This is a genomic window from Leptospira inadai serovar Lyme str. 10 (assembly GCF_000243675.2).
Lineage (GTDB): Bacteria > Spirochaetota > Leptospiria > Leptospirales > Leptospiraceae > Leptospira_B > Leptospira_B inadai.
Window position 1 is genome coordinate 860,503 of sequence record NZ_AHMM02000025.1, and the last position, 17,643, is coordinate 878,145.

General features: G+C 45.6%; 15 protein-coding genes and 1 riboswitch. Of the genes, 10 read left to right on the plus strand and 5 right to left on the minus strand.

Features of this window, described 5'->3' with window-relative positions; all coding sequences use genetic code 11:
- Nucleotides 1–5: 5 nt before the first annotated feature.
- Nucleotides 6–135: riboswitch (cyclic di-AMP (ydaO/yuaA leader) on the minus strand.
- 108 nt (nt 136–243) lie between these two features.
- The gene (gene ppnP / locus LEP1GSC047_RS19795) at nt 244–555 is read right to left on the minus strand and encodes a pyrimidine/purine nucleoside phosphorylase (RefSeq protein WP_010415646.1); all 312 of its coding nucleotides are present in this window, start codon (nt 553–555) and stop codon (nt 244–246) included.
- Between the two features lie 71 nt (nt 556–626).
- Nucleotides 627–2,330, minus strand: coding sequence for a methyl-accepting chemotaxis protein (locus tag LEP1GSC047_RS19800; protein ID WP_010415644.1), 1,704 nt, complete (start codon nt 2,328–2,330; stop codon nt 627–629).
- Nucleotides 2,331–2,753: 423 nt separating this feature from the next.
- On the opposite strand from LEP1GSC047_RS19800, the gene hrcA reads away from it, so the two are divergent.
- The 8 genes from hrcA (at nt 2,754) to LEP1GSC047_RS21960 (ending at nt 10,132) form a co-directional block, all read left to right on the plus strand.
- The gene (gene hrcA, locus LEP1GSC047_RS19805) at nt 2,754–3,782 is read left to right on the plus strand and encodes a heat-inducible transcriptional repressor HrcA (protein WP_020989080.1); all 1,029 of its coding nucleotides are present in this window, start codon (nt 2,754–2,756) and stop codon (nt 3,780–3,782) included.
- A gap of 111 nt (nt 3,783–3,893) precedes the next feature.
- Nucleotides 3,894–4,475 carry a nucleotide exchange factor GrpE gene (gene grpE / locus LEP1GSC047_RS19810; protein ID WP_010415640.1) on the plus strand — a complete coding sequence of 194 codons (582 nt, stop codon included), beginning with the start codon at nt 3,894–3,896 and terminating at the stop codon, nt 4,473–4,475.
- A gap of 35 nt (nt 4,476–4,510) precedes the next feature.
- Nucleotides 4,511–6,439: a molecular chaperone DnaK gene (dnaK, locus tag LEP1GSC047_RS19815; RefSeq protein WP_010415638.1), complete on the plus strand. Its 1,929-nt coding sequence runs from the start codon at nt 4,511–4,513 to the stop codon at nt 6,437–6,439.
- A gap of 7 nt (nt 6,440–6,446) precedes the next feature.
- Complete coding sequence (gene dnaJ, locus LEP1GSC047_RS19820) at nt 6,447–7,565, plus strand: molecular chaperone DnaJ (protein WP_010415636.1); 1,119 nt, start codon at nt 6,447–6,449, stop codon at nt 7,563–7,565.
- Between the two features lie 27 nt (nt 7,566–7,592).
- Nucleotides 7,593–8,552 (plus strand): Gfo/Idh/MocA family protein, encoded by a 960-nt coding sequence (locus LEP1GSC047_RS19825; RefSeq protein WP_010415634.1) that lies wholly within the window; start codon nt 7,593–7,595, stop codon nt 8,550–8,552.
- Between the two features lie 9 nt (nt 8,553–8,561).
- Entirely contained in the window at nt 8,562–9,116 is a 555-nt protein-coding gene (locus LEP1GSC047_RS19830) for a YqgE/AlgH family protein (RefSeq protein WP_010415632.1), read from the plus strand.
- A gap of 167 nt (nt 9,117–9,283) precedes the next feature.
- The gene (locus tag LEP1GSC047_RS19835) at nt 9,284–9,778 is read left to right on the plus strand and encodes a DUF2721 domain-containing protein (protein WP_010415629.1); all 495 of its coding nucleotides are present in this window, start codon (nt 9,284–9,286) and stop codon (nt 9,776–9,778) included.
- A gap of 99 nt (nt 9,779–9,877) precedes the next feature.
- Nucleotides 9,878–10,132 carry a hypothetical protein gene (locus LEP1GSC047_RS21960; protein ID WP_373364544.1) on the plus strand — a complete coding sequence of 85 codons (255 nt, stop codon included), beginning with the start codon at nt 9,878–9,880 and terminating at the stop codon, nt 10,130–10,132.
- Nucleotides 10,133–10,558: 426 nt separating this feature from the next.
- Here LEP1GSC047_RS21960 and LEP1GSC047_RS19840 read toward each other — a convergent pair whose 3' ends face one another.
- Together LEP1GSC047_RS19840 and LEP1GSC047_RS19845 are read right to left on the minus strand one after the other, a co-directional pair.
- Entirely contained in the window at nt 10,559–13,099 is a 2,541-nt protein-coding gene (locus LEP1GSC047_RS19840) for an ABC transporter permease (protein ID WP_010415626.1), read from the minus strand.
- On the minus strand, nt 13,096–13,833 hold the full coding sequence (locus LEP1GSC047_RS19845) for an ABC transporter ATP-binding protein (RefSeq protein ID WP_010415625.1): 738 nt from the start codon (nt 13,831–13,833) through the stop codon (nt 13,096–13,098). Before LEP1GSC047_RS19845 ends, LEP1GSC047_RS19840 begins: the two co-directional genes overlap by 4 nt.
- 300 nt (nt 13,834–14,133) lie before the next feature.
- On the opposite strand from LEP1GSC047_RS19845, the gene LEP1GSC047_RS19855 reads away from it, so the two are divergent.
- Together LEP1GSC047_RS19855 and leuS are read left to right on the plus strand one after the other, a co-directional pair.
- A complete protein-coding gene (locus LEP1GSC047_RS19855; RefSeq protein WP_020989147.1) occupies nt 14,134–14,322 on the plus strand; it encodes a hypothetical protein in 189 nt (62 codons plus the stop codon).
- 243 nt (nt 14,323–14,565) lie between these two features.
- Entirely contained in the window at nt 14,566–17,217 is a 2,652-nt protein-coding gene (leuS, locus tag LEP1GSC047_RS19860; protein ID WP_010415619.1) for a leucine--tRNA ligase, read from the plus strand.
- 209 nt (nt 17,218–17,426) lie between these two features.
- Here the strand turns inward: leuS and LEP1GSC047_RS19865 are convergent, their stop codons facing one another.
- Nucleotides 17,427–17,606, minus strand: a complete 180-nt coding sequence (locus LEP1GSC047_RS19865) for a YegP family protein (RefSeq protein WP_010415616.1) — start codon at nt 17,604–17,606, stop codon at nt 17,427–17,429.
- Nucleotides 17,607–17,643: the final 37 nt, after the last annotated feature.

A 17,643-nucleotide genomic window follows, 5' to 3' on the forward strand; every position in this document is an offset into this window, starting at 1 on the left:
CCCGATCGTCTTCTCTCCATGCCTGCGAAGTTAGCTGACGGGCTGGGATTGAGAGATATCCCCCGTGCTAGGACGGTTAGCCCCGAATTTTGGTTCCTCCGCTCCGAATGAATTCGGATTAGGCAGACTCGGCACTATCTATACGATAGAGCCTTTTTTTTGTCAACATGATCCTATACAAGAATTTACGATTCGCTAAACTTGCGGTGTGTTAACCGAATTGGAAATTACGAGTGCCTTATTCTATAAATAGGAACAGCAGTAATCGCAGACGATTTTTACTTTTACTTTAAATTTAGATTTGGCCGGAACCTGGAAGGACTGTCCGCTTTTGATTTCCTGCCAATTTTCGTTTCCGGGAAGTAATACCTGCAAATCGCCCTCGGTTATTTCCATAATTTCGCTAGCCTCGGTTCCGAACTCGTAGTCCCCGGGCATGAGTATTCCAAGAGTCTTCTTTTCTCCGTTGGGAAAGAGGAGAGTACGACTGGTGACCTGTCCGTTAAAATATACGTTTGCTTTCTTAAGAACCGTTACATTTTCAAACTGTTGCATTTATCCTAATCTCGTTTATCATTAAATGTTAGTTATCATTCAAAGAATGATAAGGCATCCAAACGATCGATCTAATTTTTCAGAAGCCAATCGATTCCTTCTTCGCGACTGCCGGCATTGTACATCTGAATGTTTCCGGATTTTATCGATTTATTGTCTATGGAAATGGCTGCGAGGGACGATTCGGGAATGACGAGCGCTATTTTGCGTAAAGTGGATTGGTTCGCTTCCGGAAGCCAGATCTCGTTTACCCATCGTTGCCCTTCCGCCGATACGATTCCGATTCGTCTCGTATCGGCCATCCATCTGGAAATACGATGCTTTCTGACCGCATCTAAAGCGGCGGATAATATCTCCTTATACTTTTCATCGCTATACTGAGGAGTCCACACGATGTCCAATAATCCTAGATTCTTAGCATAATAGACGCTTCCGATTTCGGACCTGAATTGCAACTCAAGCTTACGATCCTCCATCCGAGTATCCGAATTTTGATGCGATTCTTGAAATTCGGGGATCTTAAATAGTTCGACCATCGTACTCAATCGAATGGAGGTGCTTGCGATATCGGTGATTTTTTGCGCGAGTACGTCGCTGCTTTCCGAGTTGTTCACCGCGAGATTTCCGATCGAAGAGATCGAAAGTACGACTTCGCTCGTAGCTTCATTATGCTCCAAAACGGCGTTTCGAATTTCTTCCGAGCTACCTCGCACGAAATCGGCTTCCTTCAAAACCGCGTTCCGAAGTTGTTGCTGCGCGGTCACAGCATGGAATACCTCCTCCATTTGCTTTGAGATCCGATCGATCGTGCCGACGATCTCCTGAATTTCCCGGGCCGTCTCTCCGATTCTTTCCATTCCCTGCTGCATATCGTTTCGATTTTTCTTAACCAGCTCGCTGATTCCCCGAATACTCCTGGCGGTTCTATCGGCTAATTTGGAAACCTCGTCGGCGACTACCGCAAACCCGCGACCTGCATCTCCCGCTCTTGCCGCTTCGATTGCCGCATTTAGCGAGAGCATATTAATTTGTTCGCTTATATCCGCGATCGTACTGACGGTTTTCGAAATTTCTTTGGAGCTAGTCGCTAAATTATCCATCGCGACGTTCATATATTGAAGGGAATTCCTTCCCAGCTCGGCTCGACGGGAAATTTCTTTAAACGAAGTTAGGATCCCTCCCACATCGCCTCGTGTTTTCTCCAGAGCGGAGGAAAGCTTTTCGACCTCAACGATTAAACTTCCCATACTTTCGGAATTCTCGCCGGAGATACCGGATATCGACGAAGCAGCACCCGAAATTTCTTCGATGGAAGCGGAAACTTGCTCGGTCGCTGCGGATTGCGATTGAATATTCGATCCGAAATCAATGATTACGGTTTTCATTTCCTTAGAACTGGAAGCCAATTCTAAAGCCGAGGTTCGAATCCGATGTATGAGTTCCGCTTGTCCGTTCAGCATTTTGTGGAAGCTTTCAAAAAGCTCAAAGAGTAAGTCTCTGGAATTCGTGGAGATCCTCACACTTAAGTTTCCTTTGCTCACATCCTTGAACGCATTCTGGAGTTCGAAGAAAGTGCCGGCCAGCCAAGTACCGGAAAAGATCCCCATAGCGACCGAGAGAACCACTAACGACCCTACCGAGAGTATGATCGAAGTCATAACATTTTCTTTTGCCAAGGCGCCTAACACGCATAAGCCGAAAAGAACTGTCGTTAGCAGAATCGCACTGAAAATGGAATATGAAATGAAATAGTAGAATCTGAGTTTCGAGAGCATGCCCTACCTCTTATTGCCGTCGTTCTTTTATTTAAGACGATATCCTATTCTTCCCGAGCATTTCTCACGAGAAGATAAAATGGAAACGTCGGTGAACAGCGGCACCTATATTATTTTACGAAGTTAGTTTGAATCAAAGGAATCCGCCTTGAACCGGTGGGTCCTGCATGCACCTCGACTCTAGAAAGAGTATCGGCATTCGACCGACTAGATTCTCTCGGGACTCGATTTGTAAGGATTATGTCTTTTTTCCGCTTTTAAGCAGAGGTTTTTGCGTTAATTTTTAGGTAAAAAGTTCTCCGGCTTCCTGATTCAATCTAGGGCGCCTCTTTAATCCAAAAATCTTGACTTTTTTTGACGTTTCTTGGAAACTTGAATCAAGGTTTAGCACTCTAATGAACAGAGTGCTAAAGAGAACAAGACATGGAACTCTCGCAGAGACATAGGATGATTCTTAAGGCGACTGTGGACGAGTTTATCGTCGAAAACCGTCCGGTCGGTTCCAAAACCTTATTCGATAAACATGATATAGGCCTGTCGCCGGCTTCGATCCGATCGGTTTTAAAGGAACTGGAAGATATGGGCTATTTAGCCTCCAGGCATACTTCCGGAGGAAGAATTCCTACCGAGAGGGGATATCGTTTTTACGTGGATTCTTTGGTCGTTTTGTACGAGCTAACGATCAAAGAGAAGCAGCGAATTCAGGAGGAATACCTGAAAATGCAGTTCAAACTGGACCAAATACTCAGGGCTACCGCGAGCGTTTTGGCCAGCCTATCCAATTCGGCGGGGATTGTGTTAGGACCGGCAAAGAGTTTAGATACTCTAAAGCATGTGGAATTGATCCATGTTCACGGCGATGAAGTATTAATGATCATGGTTATGCGTTCCGGGGCGGTGGTCAATCGGAACGTTTTCTTAGATCGGAATTATAGTCAGGAAGAATTGTATCAGATCTCGAAATATCTGAATGATAACGCGAAAGGCTACGATATGTTCGAGATCCAGGAATCGGTCATTCCGAATCTTTTGAAACGAAAAGACGGCCCCGAGGATTTTTCAAGAGTATCCGGAGTTCTTTCCGCCGCTATGACTCCGGATAATTCGGAAGTAAGCGTTTATATAGACGGTTTAAAAAATCTTTATGGAAGGTTCAGGGACCAAGAGGAAAAACTCAACCAGGTTCTTTCTCTTTTGGATGATAAACGATTCTTGCGGGAAATGTTCGGCGAATATTCCGATCATGACGGAGTCTACACCGTCATCGGTAAGGACGGGGATGGTCTGATGGGCGGCGTAAGCATTATCACTTCGAGCTATCGGATGGGAGAAAAAAGGATCGGTTCTATGGGAATTATAGGACCTCAGAGAATGGATTATAATCGGGCCCTCCCGCTTGTGGACTTCACGTCCAAGTTAGTCTCTGAAATGGTAACTAGAATTAGTAAATAATTAGGAGTATCGACGTGGAAACTAAGGAACGAGAAATTCCGTGTATCTCACGCCGTCCCGGACTCGCGGAACCGGGGTCCGAAAAAGCGCGAAACGAAACTGTATAAGGATATGGGGAAGGAAATGAATCAGGAAGAAACCCTGGCGGGTTCGGTGGAAGAAAACTCCGCTAATCAGGAAGAAGCCGTAAAAGCGGAGGCGGAAACGACCCAAGATTCTTTTCAAAAAGAATTGGAAGCCGCCAAAAAAGAAATAGAATCGCTTAAGGATTCATGGGCTCGGGAAAGAGCGGAATTTCAAAATTATAAGAGAAGGACTGCGCAAGAATTTTCTAATATTAAACGCGAAGCCGTGCGGTCAATGGTCGCGGGTTTTTTGAATCCGATCGACAATTTGGATCGAGTCGGCTCTACCACCACCGTTACCGACGAGCTAAAGCCGTTTGTGGACGGGGTCGGAATGATCCTGAAGGAATTTTACTCAGTATTAGAAAAATCAAATGTATATCGCTTTTTTCCCCAAGGCGAAGCCTTCGATCCCACAATGATGGAAGCTTTGTCTTCCGAAGAAGGGGATCAGTATAAGGAAGAAACGGTGATCGAAGTTTATCAGGCCGGCTTCTTTCTGAAAGATAACGAGGAAAAGTTTTCACTCAGGCCTGCAAGGGTCCGGATCGGAAAACCCAGAGCTTAAACGAAATTTATAGGGACAAGTAAGGAGATACCATCATGTCAAAGGAAAAGATAATCGGAATCGATTTAGGGACCACAAACTCATGCGTAGCCGTCATGGAAGGTGGAGATCCGGTAGTTATACAAAATTCGGAAGGAGCGAGAACTACTCCATCCATCGTCGCTTTTACTGCCAAGGGGGAAACTCTTGTCGGCCAGTTTGCGAAGAACCAAGCCATCACGAACGCGGTAAACACGGTTCGTTCGGCAAAGCGCTTCATAGGTCGCAGATTCAACGAAGCCGAGCAGGAGATGAAACACGTTTCCTACAAAGTCATTCGTAGCGGAAACGACGGTGTCAAATTCGAAACCGCGACCGGCGAATTTACTCCCCAGGAAATCTCCGCCCGCGTTCTGCAAAAAATGAAGCAAACCGCCGAAGACTATCTGGGGCATAAAGTAACGAAAGCCGTCATCACCGTACCGGCTTATTTTAACGACGAGCAACGTCAGGCAACTAAAGACGCGGGAAGAATCGCCGGGTTGGAAGTGGAACGTATCATTAACGAACCCACTGCAGCAGCTTTAGCGTACGGGTTCGACAAGAAGAAAAGTAACGCAAAGATTGCGGTCTACGATCTCGGAGGAGGAACCTTCGACGTTTCTATTCTGGAATTGGGCGACGGCGTATTCGAAGTTAAATCCACCAACGGAGACACTCACTTAGGCGGAGACGATTTCGATATGATCATCATGGAATGGATGATCGATGAGTTTAAGAAACAATACGGAATCGATATCTCTCAAGACAAGAATACGGTTCAACGTCTAAAAGAAGCCGCAGAGAAAGCGAAGATCGAATTATCGGGAACGATGTCGACTCAGATCAATTTGCCGTTCATTACGGCAGATGCAACCGGTCCTAAGCACTTGGACATGAATTTGACTCGTGCTAAGTTCGATCAGTTGACTCGATCGCTAGTGGACAGGACTAAGATTCCTTGTGAGAATGCTCTTCGTGATGCAGGCTTAAAAGCGAGCGATATCGACGAAGTGATTTTGGTCGGAGGGTCCACTAGGATTCCCGCCGTGCAAGAATTGGTGAAGGCGATCTTCGGAAAAGAACCGAATCGTTCCGTTAACCCGGACGAAGTCGTGGCGATCGGCGCCGCAATCCAAGGCGGTGTTTTAGCCGGAGAAGTTTCCGACGTTCTCCTCTTGGATGTAACCCCTCTTTCTTTAGGAATTGAAACCTTGGGCGGCGTCATGACCAAGCTGATCGAGCGAAATACGACGATTCCTACCAAGAAATCGCAAGTATTCTCGACTGCAGCGGATAATCAAAATGCGGTCTCGATTCACGTCCTGCAAGGCGAAAGAGAGATGGCAAAGGATAACCGTACTTTGGGAAGATTCGATTTGATCGGGATCGCACCCGCTCCCCGTGGAGTTCCTCAAATCGAAGTCACGTTCGATATCGACGCGAACGGTATCGTTCACGTATCGGCCAAAGATCTTGGAACCGGAAAAGAACAAAAGATTCGCATCGAGTCCTCTACGGGCTTATCCGAAGACGAGATTTCCAAAATGGTGAAAGATGCCGAAGCGCACGCTGCTGCGGATAAGGCTGCTCGCGAATTGGTCGAAGCGAAGAACGAACTTGATACGCTTGCATACTCGCTTGAAAAAGCGGTCGCGGATGCAGGCGATAAACTAGGAGCTAGCGAAAAGCAATTAGCTACCGACGAAGTAAAACGAGCAAGAGAAGCGATCGAATCCGGCGACATAGCTAGAATCAATGCTGCCAAGGATTCCGTATCCAAAATTGCTTCGGAAGTCGGTTCCAAAATTTATGCGCAAGGCGGACCTGCAGAAGGCGCCGAACCGAACGCACAAAACGGTTCGCAGGCCGGTGAGAAAACTCAAGAGAACGGGGAAAAGGTCGTGGACGCGGACTATACCGTGGTAGACGATGAGAAAAAGTAAATAGCCGATGAGTGAAAGAAGTTACTATGAGATACTAGGCGTATCCCAGGGCGCAACCGATGACGAGATTAAAGCCGCGTATCGGAAGCTAGCCATTAAATATCACCCTGATAAAAACAAGGGTGATAAGGCTTCCGAGGAAAAGTTCAAGGAAGCCACCGAAGCTTACGAAGTTCTTCGGGACCCGAAAAAACGCCAGGCCTACGATCAGTATGGTAAGGCGGGTGTGGGTGCCGGAGGACCGGGTTTTGGGGCGGGGGCTTACACCGACTTTTCCGATATCTTCGGAGATTTTGGGGATATCTTTGGCGACTTCTTCGGCGGTGGTCGACCAGGTGGCGGCGGATCGCGAAGAGGCGGCCCTCAACGAGGGTCCGATCTTCGGTATAATCTAGAGGTTTCTCTAGAAGACGCTGCCTTGGGTCGCGAATACAAGATCGAAATTCCTCGTTTGGAAACCTGCACCGATTGTGGCGGTTCCGGCGCAAATAAAGGAAGCACTCCTTCCACTTGTCCGGATTGCGGCGGATCGGGGCAGATTCGAAGATCCCAAGGTTTCTTTTCCGTCGCGACCACCTGCGGTACTTGTCGCGGTAAGGGCACGATCATTTCCAATCCATGTAAGACCTGTCACGGACAAGGTCTGGTGGAAAAGCGACGCACAATCAATATCAAAATTCCCCCCGGTATCGAATCGGGAAGTCGTTTGAAGGTATCGGGAGAAGGTGAGGCCGGTCCGAGCGGCGGACCCCACGGCGATTTGTACGTAGTTACGCATATTAAGAAACACGAATTGTTCGAACGCCAAGCCAACGATTTAATTCTTAATAAAAAAATCAGTCTGACCCAGGCGATCTTGGGCGGGGATATCGAAGTTCCTACCATCGACGGAAAGAAGGTTAAAATGAAGATTCCCGAAGGGACCGAGTCAGGCCAGGTATTCAGGTTGAAAGGCCACGGAATTCCTTACTTAGGCGGCTACGGTAAAGGCGATCAACACGTAATCGTTAGAATTGAAATCCCTAAAAAGCTAACGAGACGCCAACGGGAACTCATCGAAGAATTTGCGAGGGAGTCGGGTGAAGGACTTCCGGGATCGAAAGGCAAGATCTTCTCCAATAAATAAATAGAACACCTAGGAAAAGGAAAATTCATGACCGATAGAGTCAAAATCGGTGTCATCGGCACCGGTCATATGGGCCAATACCATGTTAATGTGGCTAAGACCTTGGGCGACGCCGTGCTTGTAGGAATCTACGATGCGGATACCGAACGAGCCAAGCAAATGGCCGAAAAGCATAAAACCTCGGCCTTTTCGTCGTTAGATGATTTGATTAAGAATGTGGAATCCGTCATTGTGGCGGTTCCAACCTTCCTACACCACGAGATCGCAAAGAAGGCTTTACTAGCGGGAAAGCATGTTCTTGTCGAAAAGCCGATCGCCGAAACGTTGGAACAAGCCAAAGAACTCGTCGAATTATCCACAAAGAACGACCTCGTACTTTTAGTAGGTCACGTCGAACGATTTAACGGGGCCGTATTGGAACTCGGAAAAATTGCGACTGATCCTCTTTTGGTCGAGTCCAGAAGATTGGCGCCTTTTAATCCTCGTATTAAGGATGTGGGGGTAGTATTGGATATGATGATACACGATATCGACATCGTTTTGAATCTAGTAAAATCGCCCGTAAAACATCTCAGCGCGGTCGGGTCGAAAGTAGTTTCCGAACATGAAGATATTGCGGCGGTGATCCTGCATTTTGAAAACGGAACGATCGCGAATATTTCCGCAAGTCGTTGCACTCAATCCAAGATTCGAACGTTAAACGTCACCCAACAGGACGTATATATTACTTTGGATTTCTCCGACCAGGAAATCGAACTTCATCGCCAAGCTACGTCGGATATTCTATTAAGAACCGGCGAGATAAAATATCGTCAGGAATCCATCGTCGAAAAGATATTCGTTCACAAAGACAATCCGCTCAAACAAGAGCAGGAACATTTTGTGAAATGTATCCGAAAAGAAACCGAGCCTATCGTATATGGTCAGTCCGACATACAAACTTTAGAAATCGCCTACCGAATCTTGAAAGAAATTCATAATAATTAAAAGTAGATTATGGAAAATAACTTAGGCGGCAAAGTCCTGATATCGAATTCGTCCATCGTAACGGATTATTTTAACCGCACCGTTATTTTGATGGTGGAACAGGACCAAGCGGGCGCGTTCGGTTTGGTCCTGAATAAAAAGATGGAAGTATCGCTAAACGACGTGATTCAGGGGATACCGGAAAGCGTCGACGGAACTCTCCCGCTATATTCGGGCGGTCCTGTAGATCCGACTTTTGTTTCCATTCTCCACGATAATCCGAAATTGAAACAACCTGGGGTGGAAGTCATTCCCGGAGTTTATTTGGCTAGAAGTTTCGAAGCTCTGGTCGAACTCCTTGAATCTCCCACGAAGACTCGCTTTAACGTTTACCAAGGATATTCAGGTTGGGGTGCCGGCCAGTTAGAGGGGGAAATGGAGCGTAAATCCTGGGTGGTTCATGAACCTAAGCCTGAATGGATTTTCACTGCCGACCCGGAAACTACCTGGCAGGAAGCTTTACGAAGCAAAGGCGGTTTGTATAAATATTTCGTCGAGCACACCAAGGACCCGTTGCTAAACTAAAATCCATCCTTCCCTTGCAAGTAACGAATCGTTCCCATAAGCAAATTCTATTTTCTTTAATGAATTTGCCATCTGATTTTAAGTCCGATCCTTTTCGGTATATTTAGACGGAATTTAAAGTCGGGATTAGGGTGGACAAACCGAACCGCTAACGTGAATTGATAGGCATGTTTCCATCTTTACCCGGTTTGGAGATCCTCGCCGGAATGATTACGCCGGCCGTTTTAATTTCCGCAAGCGCTAGTTTAATTTTTTCGACGGCAAATCGTCTGGGAAGAATTTTCGATCGAGTCAATCTGTTAAAATCAGAAATCGAATCTCTCGTGGAAGGAAAATCATCCTACCCTACGGAACGATTGGAATATTTAAAATCGCAGCTAAAAATCCAAAGAAAAAGAGCGGGATTGATTCAACGTTCGATGGCCTCGTTGTATATGGCAACTTCTCTTTTCGTTACTGCAAGTGTAAGTCTTGGAATCATCATGGCGATTCGTTCCGAATTAGTATGGATCGCAACCGTAGCTGCACTTTTAGGCGGAGTATTTTTATTCATAGCGAGTGCGCTCCTTTTATATGAAAGTCGGTATAACCTCCGATTTATCAGCGGGCAAATCGATTTTGCTGAGTTTTTGGAGGATAAAATTGCGGAAAAGAAGAAATGATTCGAAAGAGGGCAAGGCCAAAACTTGACAAATCGTTTCGATTCAATATCTTAATCCGATTAATCCAATAGGAAATCCGATTTGAAAGTTAAGTTTGCTATACCTTTCTTATTCTCTTTGTTTTCAAACCTATTCTTCGTGTTGCCGATTTCTGCGGATGGGTGCTACTTATGCGCAGTCGGGAGTGCCGACTCCTGTCGGGACTATTGTAGATTCTCCGGACCGGAATCCTTTGACACGCGCAAGAAATGCGAAAACAAAGGATGCAAGGTAGCCGGAATTGCTTCCTGTCCGACCGCTTCTAACTCGAAGGTGTGTGTACCAGAGGACGGAAGGCAGAAGATAGGGGACTGAGTTGCACGAAGATGGAAAGGCGGCAGGGGTAGAGGAAAAAATCCACCGACACCCCGAATCCTTCTCTAGAACATGGAAACTCGGCTCATCAAGGTTCTGTCCTGCGCAGAAGACTGAAGACTGAGGACAGACGCGTTCGCTTTGCTCACGCTAGACAGAAACTGCTCGAAGTTAGAAAAATTACAGAGGGCTCAGAAAATCCCCTTGTAACGCAGAAATCTTTCTCTAGAACATGGAAACTCCGCTCATCAAGGTTCTGTCCTGCGCAGAAGACTGAAGACTGAGGACAGACGCGTTCGCTTTGCTCACGCTAGACAGAAACTGCTCGAAGTTAGAAAAATTACAGAGGGCTCAGAAAATCCCCTTGTAACGCAGAAATCTTTCTCTAGAACATGGAAACTCCGCTCACCAAGGTTCTGTCCTCTGTTATACTTCTTTGAGATATAAAGTCGGGCTGCGATCCCATTCTCCTCGAAGTGTGGTAAAATACATGGCTACTACGGAAAGATTAGTGGCGAAATAAGTTATCGCGACCTCCAACCAGGGGACGGTGCTCTCTATTTCGAAAATAAAATTGGAAAGTAAAGACGAGGCTATCCAGACCAATCCGAATGCCAGTACAAACGCCGCATGCGAAAGTACAAGAGCCTCCCCTAAAAAATATTTTCCTAAAAAGGCTTTCGTTCCGCCAAGGATTCGCAAAAGAGAGGTTTCTTCCAATCGTTCTTTCCTACTTAGTTCCAAGGACGCTAAAATCAATAATAGCGAAGAAACAACGATCAGTCCGGTCATCCATCGAATCGCAAACGATATTTTCTCAAGAATACCGAGGAAAGATTGAACAGCTTTTTCAGTATCGATAACGGTAAGGTTCGGGAATTCACTTAATAATTCCTTTTGGAGGCTATATCTTTCTTCGGGAGACTCGATTCGGAACGAACTCAGAAAAAACTTAGGAGCCTTTTCCAAAATTCCTTTCGAAAAAATAACGACGAAGTTCGGTCGCATATCCGACCAATTGACGGCCCTAAAATTACGTATGATTCCGGTGACTTCTACGCCACCTATCGAAAAAGTGAGTTTGTCTCCTAATTCGACTTTCAGGTTTTTGGAAAATTCTTTTTCCACGGAGATTTGATCCTCTTCTCCCTTTCTCCAAAAATCGCCGTCCGAAACTTTCTCGGTCGGATACGGAGTTTCGCGATAAGATAAAAAGTATTCCCTGGTTCTTGCAGTCGATCTCCAATCTCTTCGAAGAGCCGATTCTTCCAACTCCTCCTTTTTGATCGCTTCTCCATTGATTCGAGCGAGCCGGGCTCCGATAACGGGGGAAGTAATCAACTTATCCGCCCGATGATTCGAAGCCGATTGTAAAAAGAAATCTAGTTGCTCCGGCCGGATGTCTAAAACGAACATATTAGGTCTTCTTTCCTTGTCTTTTGCTCCGCTATATTCAAGAAGACTATCGCTTACAAATAAACTCAGCAAAAGTACGAATAAGGACGAGCCCAGCCCGACGGAAACCCAAGATAATCCGGTTCGAGGTCTATCTAGTTTTCGTAATGCCATACGAGCGCTCGGACCGAATTCGAATCGATTCAATGCAAACGTTAATACTTTTCGGATAAATAAAGTTCCCGCATAAATTAGTAACGGTAGAAACAATAGCAAGCTACAGAGAAGAATTCCTTTGATCCAATCTCCGGTTTCCCACCAGGCTAGGCCGAAAAAAACAAGATATACGGTAACGAAAGAAATCACCTGTCGCATTTCGAATTTCGGAATCGAATCCAGTTCATCCGCAAAATCGGCGCGAAGCGCATACAAGGGACTTAGCGTTCTCGTTTTTGCCAAGGAATCCCAAGCGGAAGCTAACGGGACAATCCAAGCTAAAACGAATCCCCAGGATAGAGTTTTGACACTCGGAATCAATTCAGGTTGGAATAGAAATTCTTTGGAAGCAAGATTCGGGATTTGATATTGCACGAATATTCCCAAAACAAATCCTAAAATCGCTCCGATCGTGGATAACAGTAATAGCTCCCCGAGAACGAGAGTGACGACTAAATTGGGACTCGCTCCTAGGCACTTGTAGATCGCTAAAGCATTCGCCTTCGTTCGGATTCCCGCACGACTGGAGAGCAGAATCGAAATTCCTCCTAAAAAAAACGCGCAGAGGGCAAGTAATGAAAAGAAATCCAAGGTATTCGCTAAAAATTTTTGAGATCCCGAATTCGCCTCGGTACTTTCGTAAAGAATGAGATCGTTCTTGGCAAATTCCTTAAAATTAGATTTTTTGAATACGGATGCATCCGATAGCCTCGGAAGCAATATAGGGTTCTGATAGCTGATGCGTGATCCTCTTTGTTCCAGGCCGGTCGCTTCCAGAGAGTTCTTATGGATGATGCAGCTCGGCGCCATCGACATGAAACTTCCCGCGAGTCCCGGTTCCTTTATAATCTGTCCTTTGAGCCGGAGTAATGATTCTCCTAATTGTACCGAGTCCCCGACTTTCAATTTGAGATTTTTAATTAAGCTCTCTTCCAATAGCACTTCGCCCGGATTCAATTTCCTGTAAAGACCGGGAGGAGACGTTACGATATCGCCAAAATACGGATATTCTCCTTTGATAGCCTTGATAAGCGATAGGGCCGAATCCTGGGTTTCAGGATTTCGAAGCATGGATGGGAATTGGACTAATTCGGAAGATTTTGTCCCATTCGGTAGTATTCGACCTAAAAAGGCCTTCTGTTCGGTCGTAAGGGGTGAACTAGAGGTCGCGATTAGGTCCGCGCCTAGGATATTTTTGGCCTCGTTCAAGATAGCTTTGGAAAGCTGCTCCCTGTAGGAATGGACGGCGAGAACGGCTCCGGTACCCAGAGCCACCGCTAAGATTACCTGAAGAGAGGCGGTTTTTCGGGATCCGATCTCCCGAAACATTGCGCGAATAAAGAAATTACGATTCATTTCTTTTTCCCGGAAGTGGTCTTCTTTTTAGCTCTGGATAGGTTTTTCTTGGAGCCTCGCTTCGGATTTATTATTACGGACCCATCCCGCATTTCTAAAATTCGATCCGCTAATGCGGCCACCTGAGGATCATGCGTAACGACCAATAACGTGGATTTACGGATTTTATTCAGTTCTCTCAATAAAGACATGATTCTATCTCCGTTCTTTCTATCCAAATTTGCCGTCGGTTCGTCCGCAAATAATAGTTTCGGTTCGTGTATGAATGAGCGAGCTATAGCGACTCTCTGTTCTTCTCCTCCCGATAGTTGGCTCGGAAAATTATAAGCTCGTTGCTCCATTCCGACCTTCGATAACCAAAATTTTGCCCGTTCCCGAATTTCCTTCTCCAAAAGGTTTGTTGTCAAAGCAAGAGGAAGGGATACGTTTTCCAAGGCGTTTAACGTCTTGATCAACTGAAAATTTTGGAATACGAATCCTATTTTCTCGCCTCTGATTTTTGCGAGCTCATCTTCTTGCTTATCCATCAGCGATACTCCGTCTAAAATCACGTTTCCGCTATCGGCTTTATCTAATCCCGCCGCGATCGCTAGCAAAGTCGACTTGCCGGAGCCGGAAGGACCGACGATCGCGACGAATTCTCCTTCTTTTACTTCGAATTCTATATCCGCTAGTACGCGGAATTTTTCTCCCGCGACCGTGTAGGATTTGTTTAACTTGGATATTGATAACAACGTGATACCTTCCTCAAACTTTGACTGACCTAAACTCGGCACTTGATGGAAATTTATTTCTTCATCAAAAAACTTCCACTTGAAAAACTATTCCAGTCTAGAGCTAGCTTGGATTTTTTTTTGAAAAATTTACCGGCATTTTCGCGATCGCTCTTCTTAATTTTTTTTGACTCTAGAATCGCTCGATTTTATAAAGTAACTCTCGACCTTCGGAGAGTCGGTTCTGAAACAGGAAACTGATCTCGACTTATTGACACTCCGTAAATAAAAAGAACCTCGATGGAATTTTCTGGGAGCAAAATGCAATTATTAACAGTGACGGATTTGAACGAACAGGATGCGGAAATTAATCGAGCTCATGAAAAGAAGCTGTCTTGTAAGGGATGCGGTAAGTTAACTCCTCATCTCTTTCAATACGATCTATGTCGTGACTGTCTCAATCTAACTTTCCGTAGATTAATTAAAGTAATCGATTCCGTTCGTAAATAAAAGTGGTACAAAACAAAGTACCTTGTATTCCCGTCTTAGCCTCCTTGGCGAAGAAGAACGACTAGAAAGCCGGTTTTCGACCGGCTTTCTTCGTTTCAGACCGATAAAGTTAATTCCGGTTCCTCTTTTTCCTGATGGATAGTTCTAAAGAAATATTCAGTAGAGTTCAATCAGAAGATTATCTTAGGCTGAATATTCTCAAAAAAGAATTGGATTCTGGACCGGAGTAAAAAATCTCTCGGTATGGACTATCCGTTCAGGGAAATTGAACCAAAGTGGCAATCCTTCTGGGAGAAGAATTCTTCTTTCAAAACAGACCTTCGTTCCTCTAAGCCGAAATTCTATTGCTTGGACATGTTTCCTTATCCCTCAGGTGCGGGATTGCATGTTGGGCATCCGGAAGGATATACCGCCACCGATATTGTTTCCCGTTTTAAGAGGATGAAGGGATTTGAAGTCCTCCATCCTATGGGTTGGGACGCATTCGGATTGCCCGCGGAACGCTACGCAATGCAAACCGGGATTCACCCGGCACAGACAACGAAGCAAAATATCGATAATTTTCGCCGCCAAATCAAACTAATCGGGCTTTCTTACGATTGGGATCGGGAAATATCCACGACCGATCCGAAATACTATAAATTTACCCAATGGATCTTTCTAAAACTCTATGATACCTGGTATGATTTCTCCGCCAAAAAAGGAAGACCGATCGGCGAGTTAGTGCAACGGTTTGCGACGGATGGATCTTCGGGATTCGACGATTTAGAACCGTTTACCGCTTCGGATTGGCTCCGGTTTAGCGAGTCGGAGCGCGAAACGATTCTCTCGAAGTTTCGTCTTGTTTATCAGGCCGAGATCCCCGTAAATTGGTGTCCCGGTTTGGGAACCGTTCTCGCCAATGAGGAAGTGGAGGAATGGGTTGGGAAGGGCTACGAAGTAGTTCGAAAACCGATGCGTCAATATATGATGCGAATTACGGCGTATGCCGAGCGTTTGTTAGAGGATCTAGGTCTCGTTTCTTGGCCTCAATCGACTCTGGAAATGCAAAAAAATTGGATCGGTAAAAGCGAAGGATTGGAGCTTACGTTTCCTTTCGATCCGAGCACCGCATCGAGATTCGAAGTCGCCAAATCAAAATTGGAAAAAACGCTTTCGGCTCAAAAAGATTTTAGTTATAACGGAGTTCGAGTCTATACCACTCGACCCGATACGATTTTCGGAGTCTCTTACATGGCTTTGGCTCCGGAGCACCCGCTAGTAGATTTGATTTCAACCCAGGATCAATGGGCAGAAGTACAGGAATATAAAAAATCCACATCCCTTAAAAGCGATCTGGATAGAACCGAACTTTCGAAGGAAAAATCCGGCGTCTTCACCGGCGCCTATGTTCTAAACCCTGCCGATCCTTCCAAAAAAATTCCGATTTGGATCGGAGACTATGTTTTGTACGGATACGGAACGGGTGCGATTATGGCCGTTCCTGCTCACGATCAGCGGGATTACGAATTTGCAAAAGCATTCGGCCTGGAGATCCTTCCCGTTATCGAAGGGGAGATTTCCCAAGCAGCCTTCGATTCAAAGGAATCCAAGTGTATTAACTCTTCTTCAAGCGAATTGAATCTTAACGGATCCGAATATAAGGAAGCATTTACCAAAGCTTCCGAATGGGCGGAAAAGAATCGAGTCGGTAAACGTAAAACGCAATTCAAGCTGAGAGATTGGTTGTTCGCAAGGCAAAGATATTGGGGAGAACCGATTCCGCTCGTACATTATTCTTCCGGAGTAACTCGCCCGATCGATGAATCCGAACTTCCATTAGAACTTCCGAATTTAGAAGAATTTAAACCTTCGGGTACTGGGGAATCTCCGTTAGCTTTAGCAGGCGATTGGCTTAAATACAAGGATCCTAAAACCGGAGAAATCGGCGTTCGGGAAACGAATACCATGCCGCAATGGGCTGGGTCTTGCTGGTATTATTTAAGATACATCGATCCGAGTAATTCGAAAGGATTCGTGGATTCCGAATTGGAAAAAGATTGGATGCCGGTGGATCTTTACGTCGGCGGTGCGGAACACGCCGTTCTCCATCTACTCTATTCCAGGTTTTGGCATAAAGTTCTCTTCGATTTAGGATATGTAAGTACGCCGGAGCCGTTCAAGAAGTTGGTTCACCAAGGTCTGATCTTGGGAGAAGACAGACGCAAGATGTCCAAATCGCTGGGCAACGTCATTAATCCCGACGAAGTCGTTCAAAATTACGGTGCCGATAGTTTGCGGCTATTCGAAATGTTTATGGGGCCGTTCGAAATGGTCAAGCCCTGGAGCACTCGGGGTGTGGACGGAGTCTTTCGGTTTCTCAATCGAGTTTGGAGATTGTACCATGCAGGTCCGAACGAATCATTTCGCTTAGACGATATTGATCCGAACGAAGACGAGCTCCGCATTTTGAATAGAACGATCAAGAAAATCGACGATGATATTCAGAATTTTTCCTTCAATACCGCCATTTCACAATTAATGATCTTTGTGAATGAATTCACTCCAAGCGAACGACGTCCTCGTAAAGTCTTGGAAATTTTCCTACTACTAGTCGCTCCGTTTGCTCCGCATATCGCCGAAGAACTATGGTCACTTAGCGGAAAAAAAGACAGTTTGACTTACGAGAGTTTTCCCGTCGCCGATCCGAAATACCTGGTCGACGACGAAGTTCTGATAGTCGTTCAGGTCAACGGGAAGCTTAGAGGCGAGTTCAAAGTTCCGAAAGAAATCGACCAACAAGAAGCATTGAAGCTCGCTAAGTCTTTGGAAAAAATACGTCCTTTCTTAGACGGAAAACAAATCCGCAAGGAAATATACGTACCGGGAAAATTGGTAAATTTAGTCGTCGGGTAATGCCGAGGACCGAAAAATGCTTTCCTAGCGGAGGGTGTCGGCGATAGTCCTGGTCGCAGCATGGGACTCTCCGATTCAAAGACGCCTGCCTCATTTCCGGAGATTCTCAATCGGGAAATTAATCTAACTCTCGAAAGATTTAACGAAATAACTTCGACGAGATATATCTTACTTAACATCGGCCTTGACGGAGGTTTTGAAAGGCGGTCTCATTCCACTTCCACGACTTGAGCGGAGGCGGCGTTGTTTTTTACGGATTCTATTCCGTGTAGACAGGCCTGCTTCGATTCGTATGCTTCGCTGGCGGCGATAATTTCACCGTTTCCCGCCTTAAGGCGAAAACGATATTTGCCTCCTTTGTCGGTGTACACTTCAAATTTAGCTGCCATAAGATCCTCAATAATTTATTTAATTTTTATAGGATTT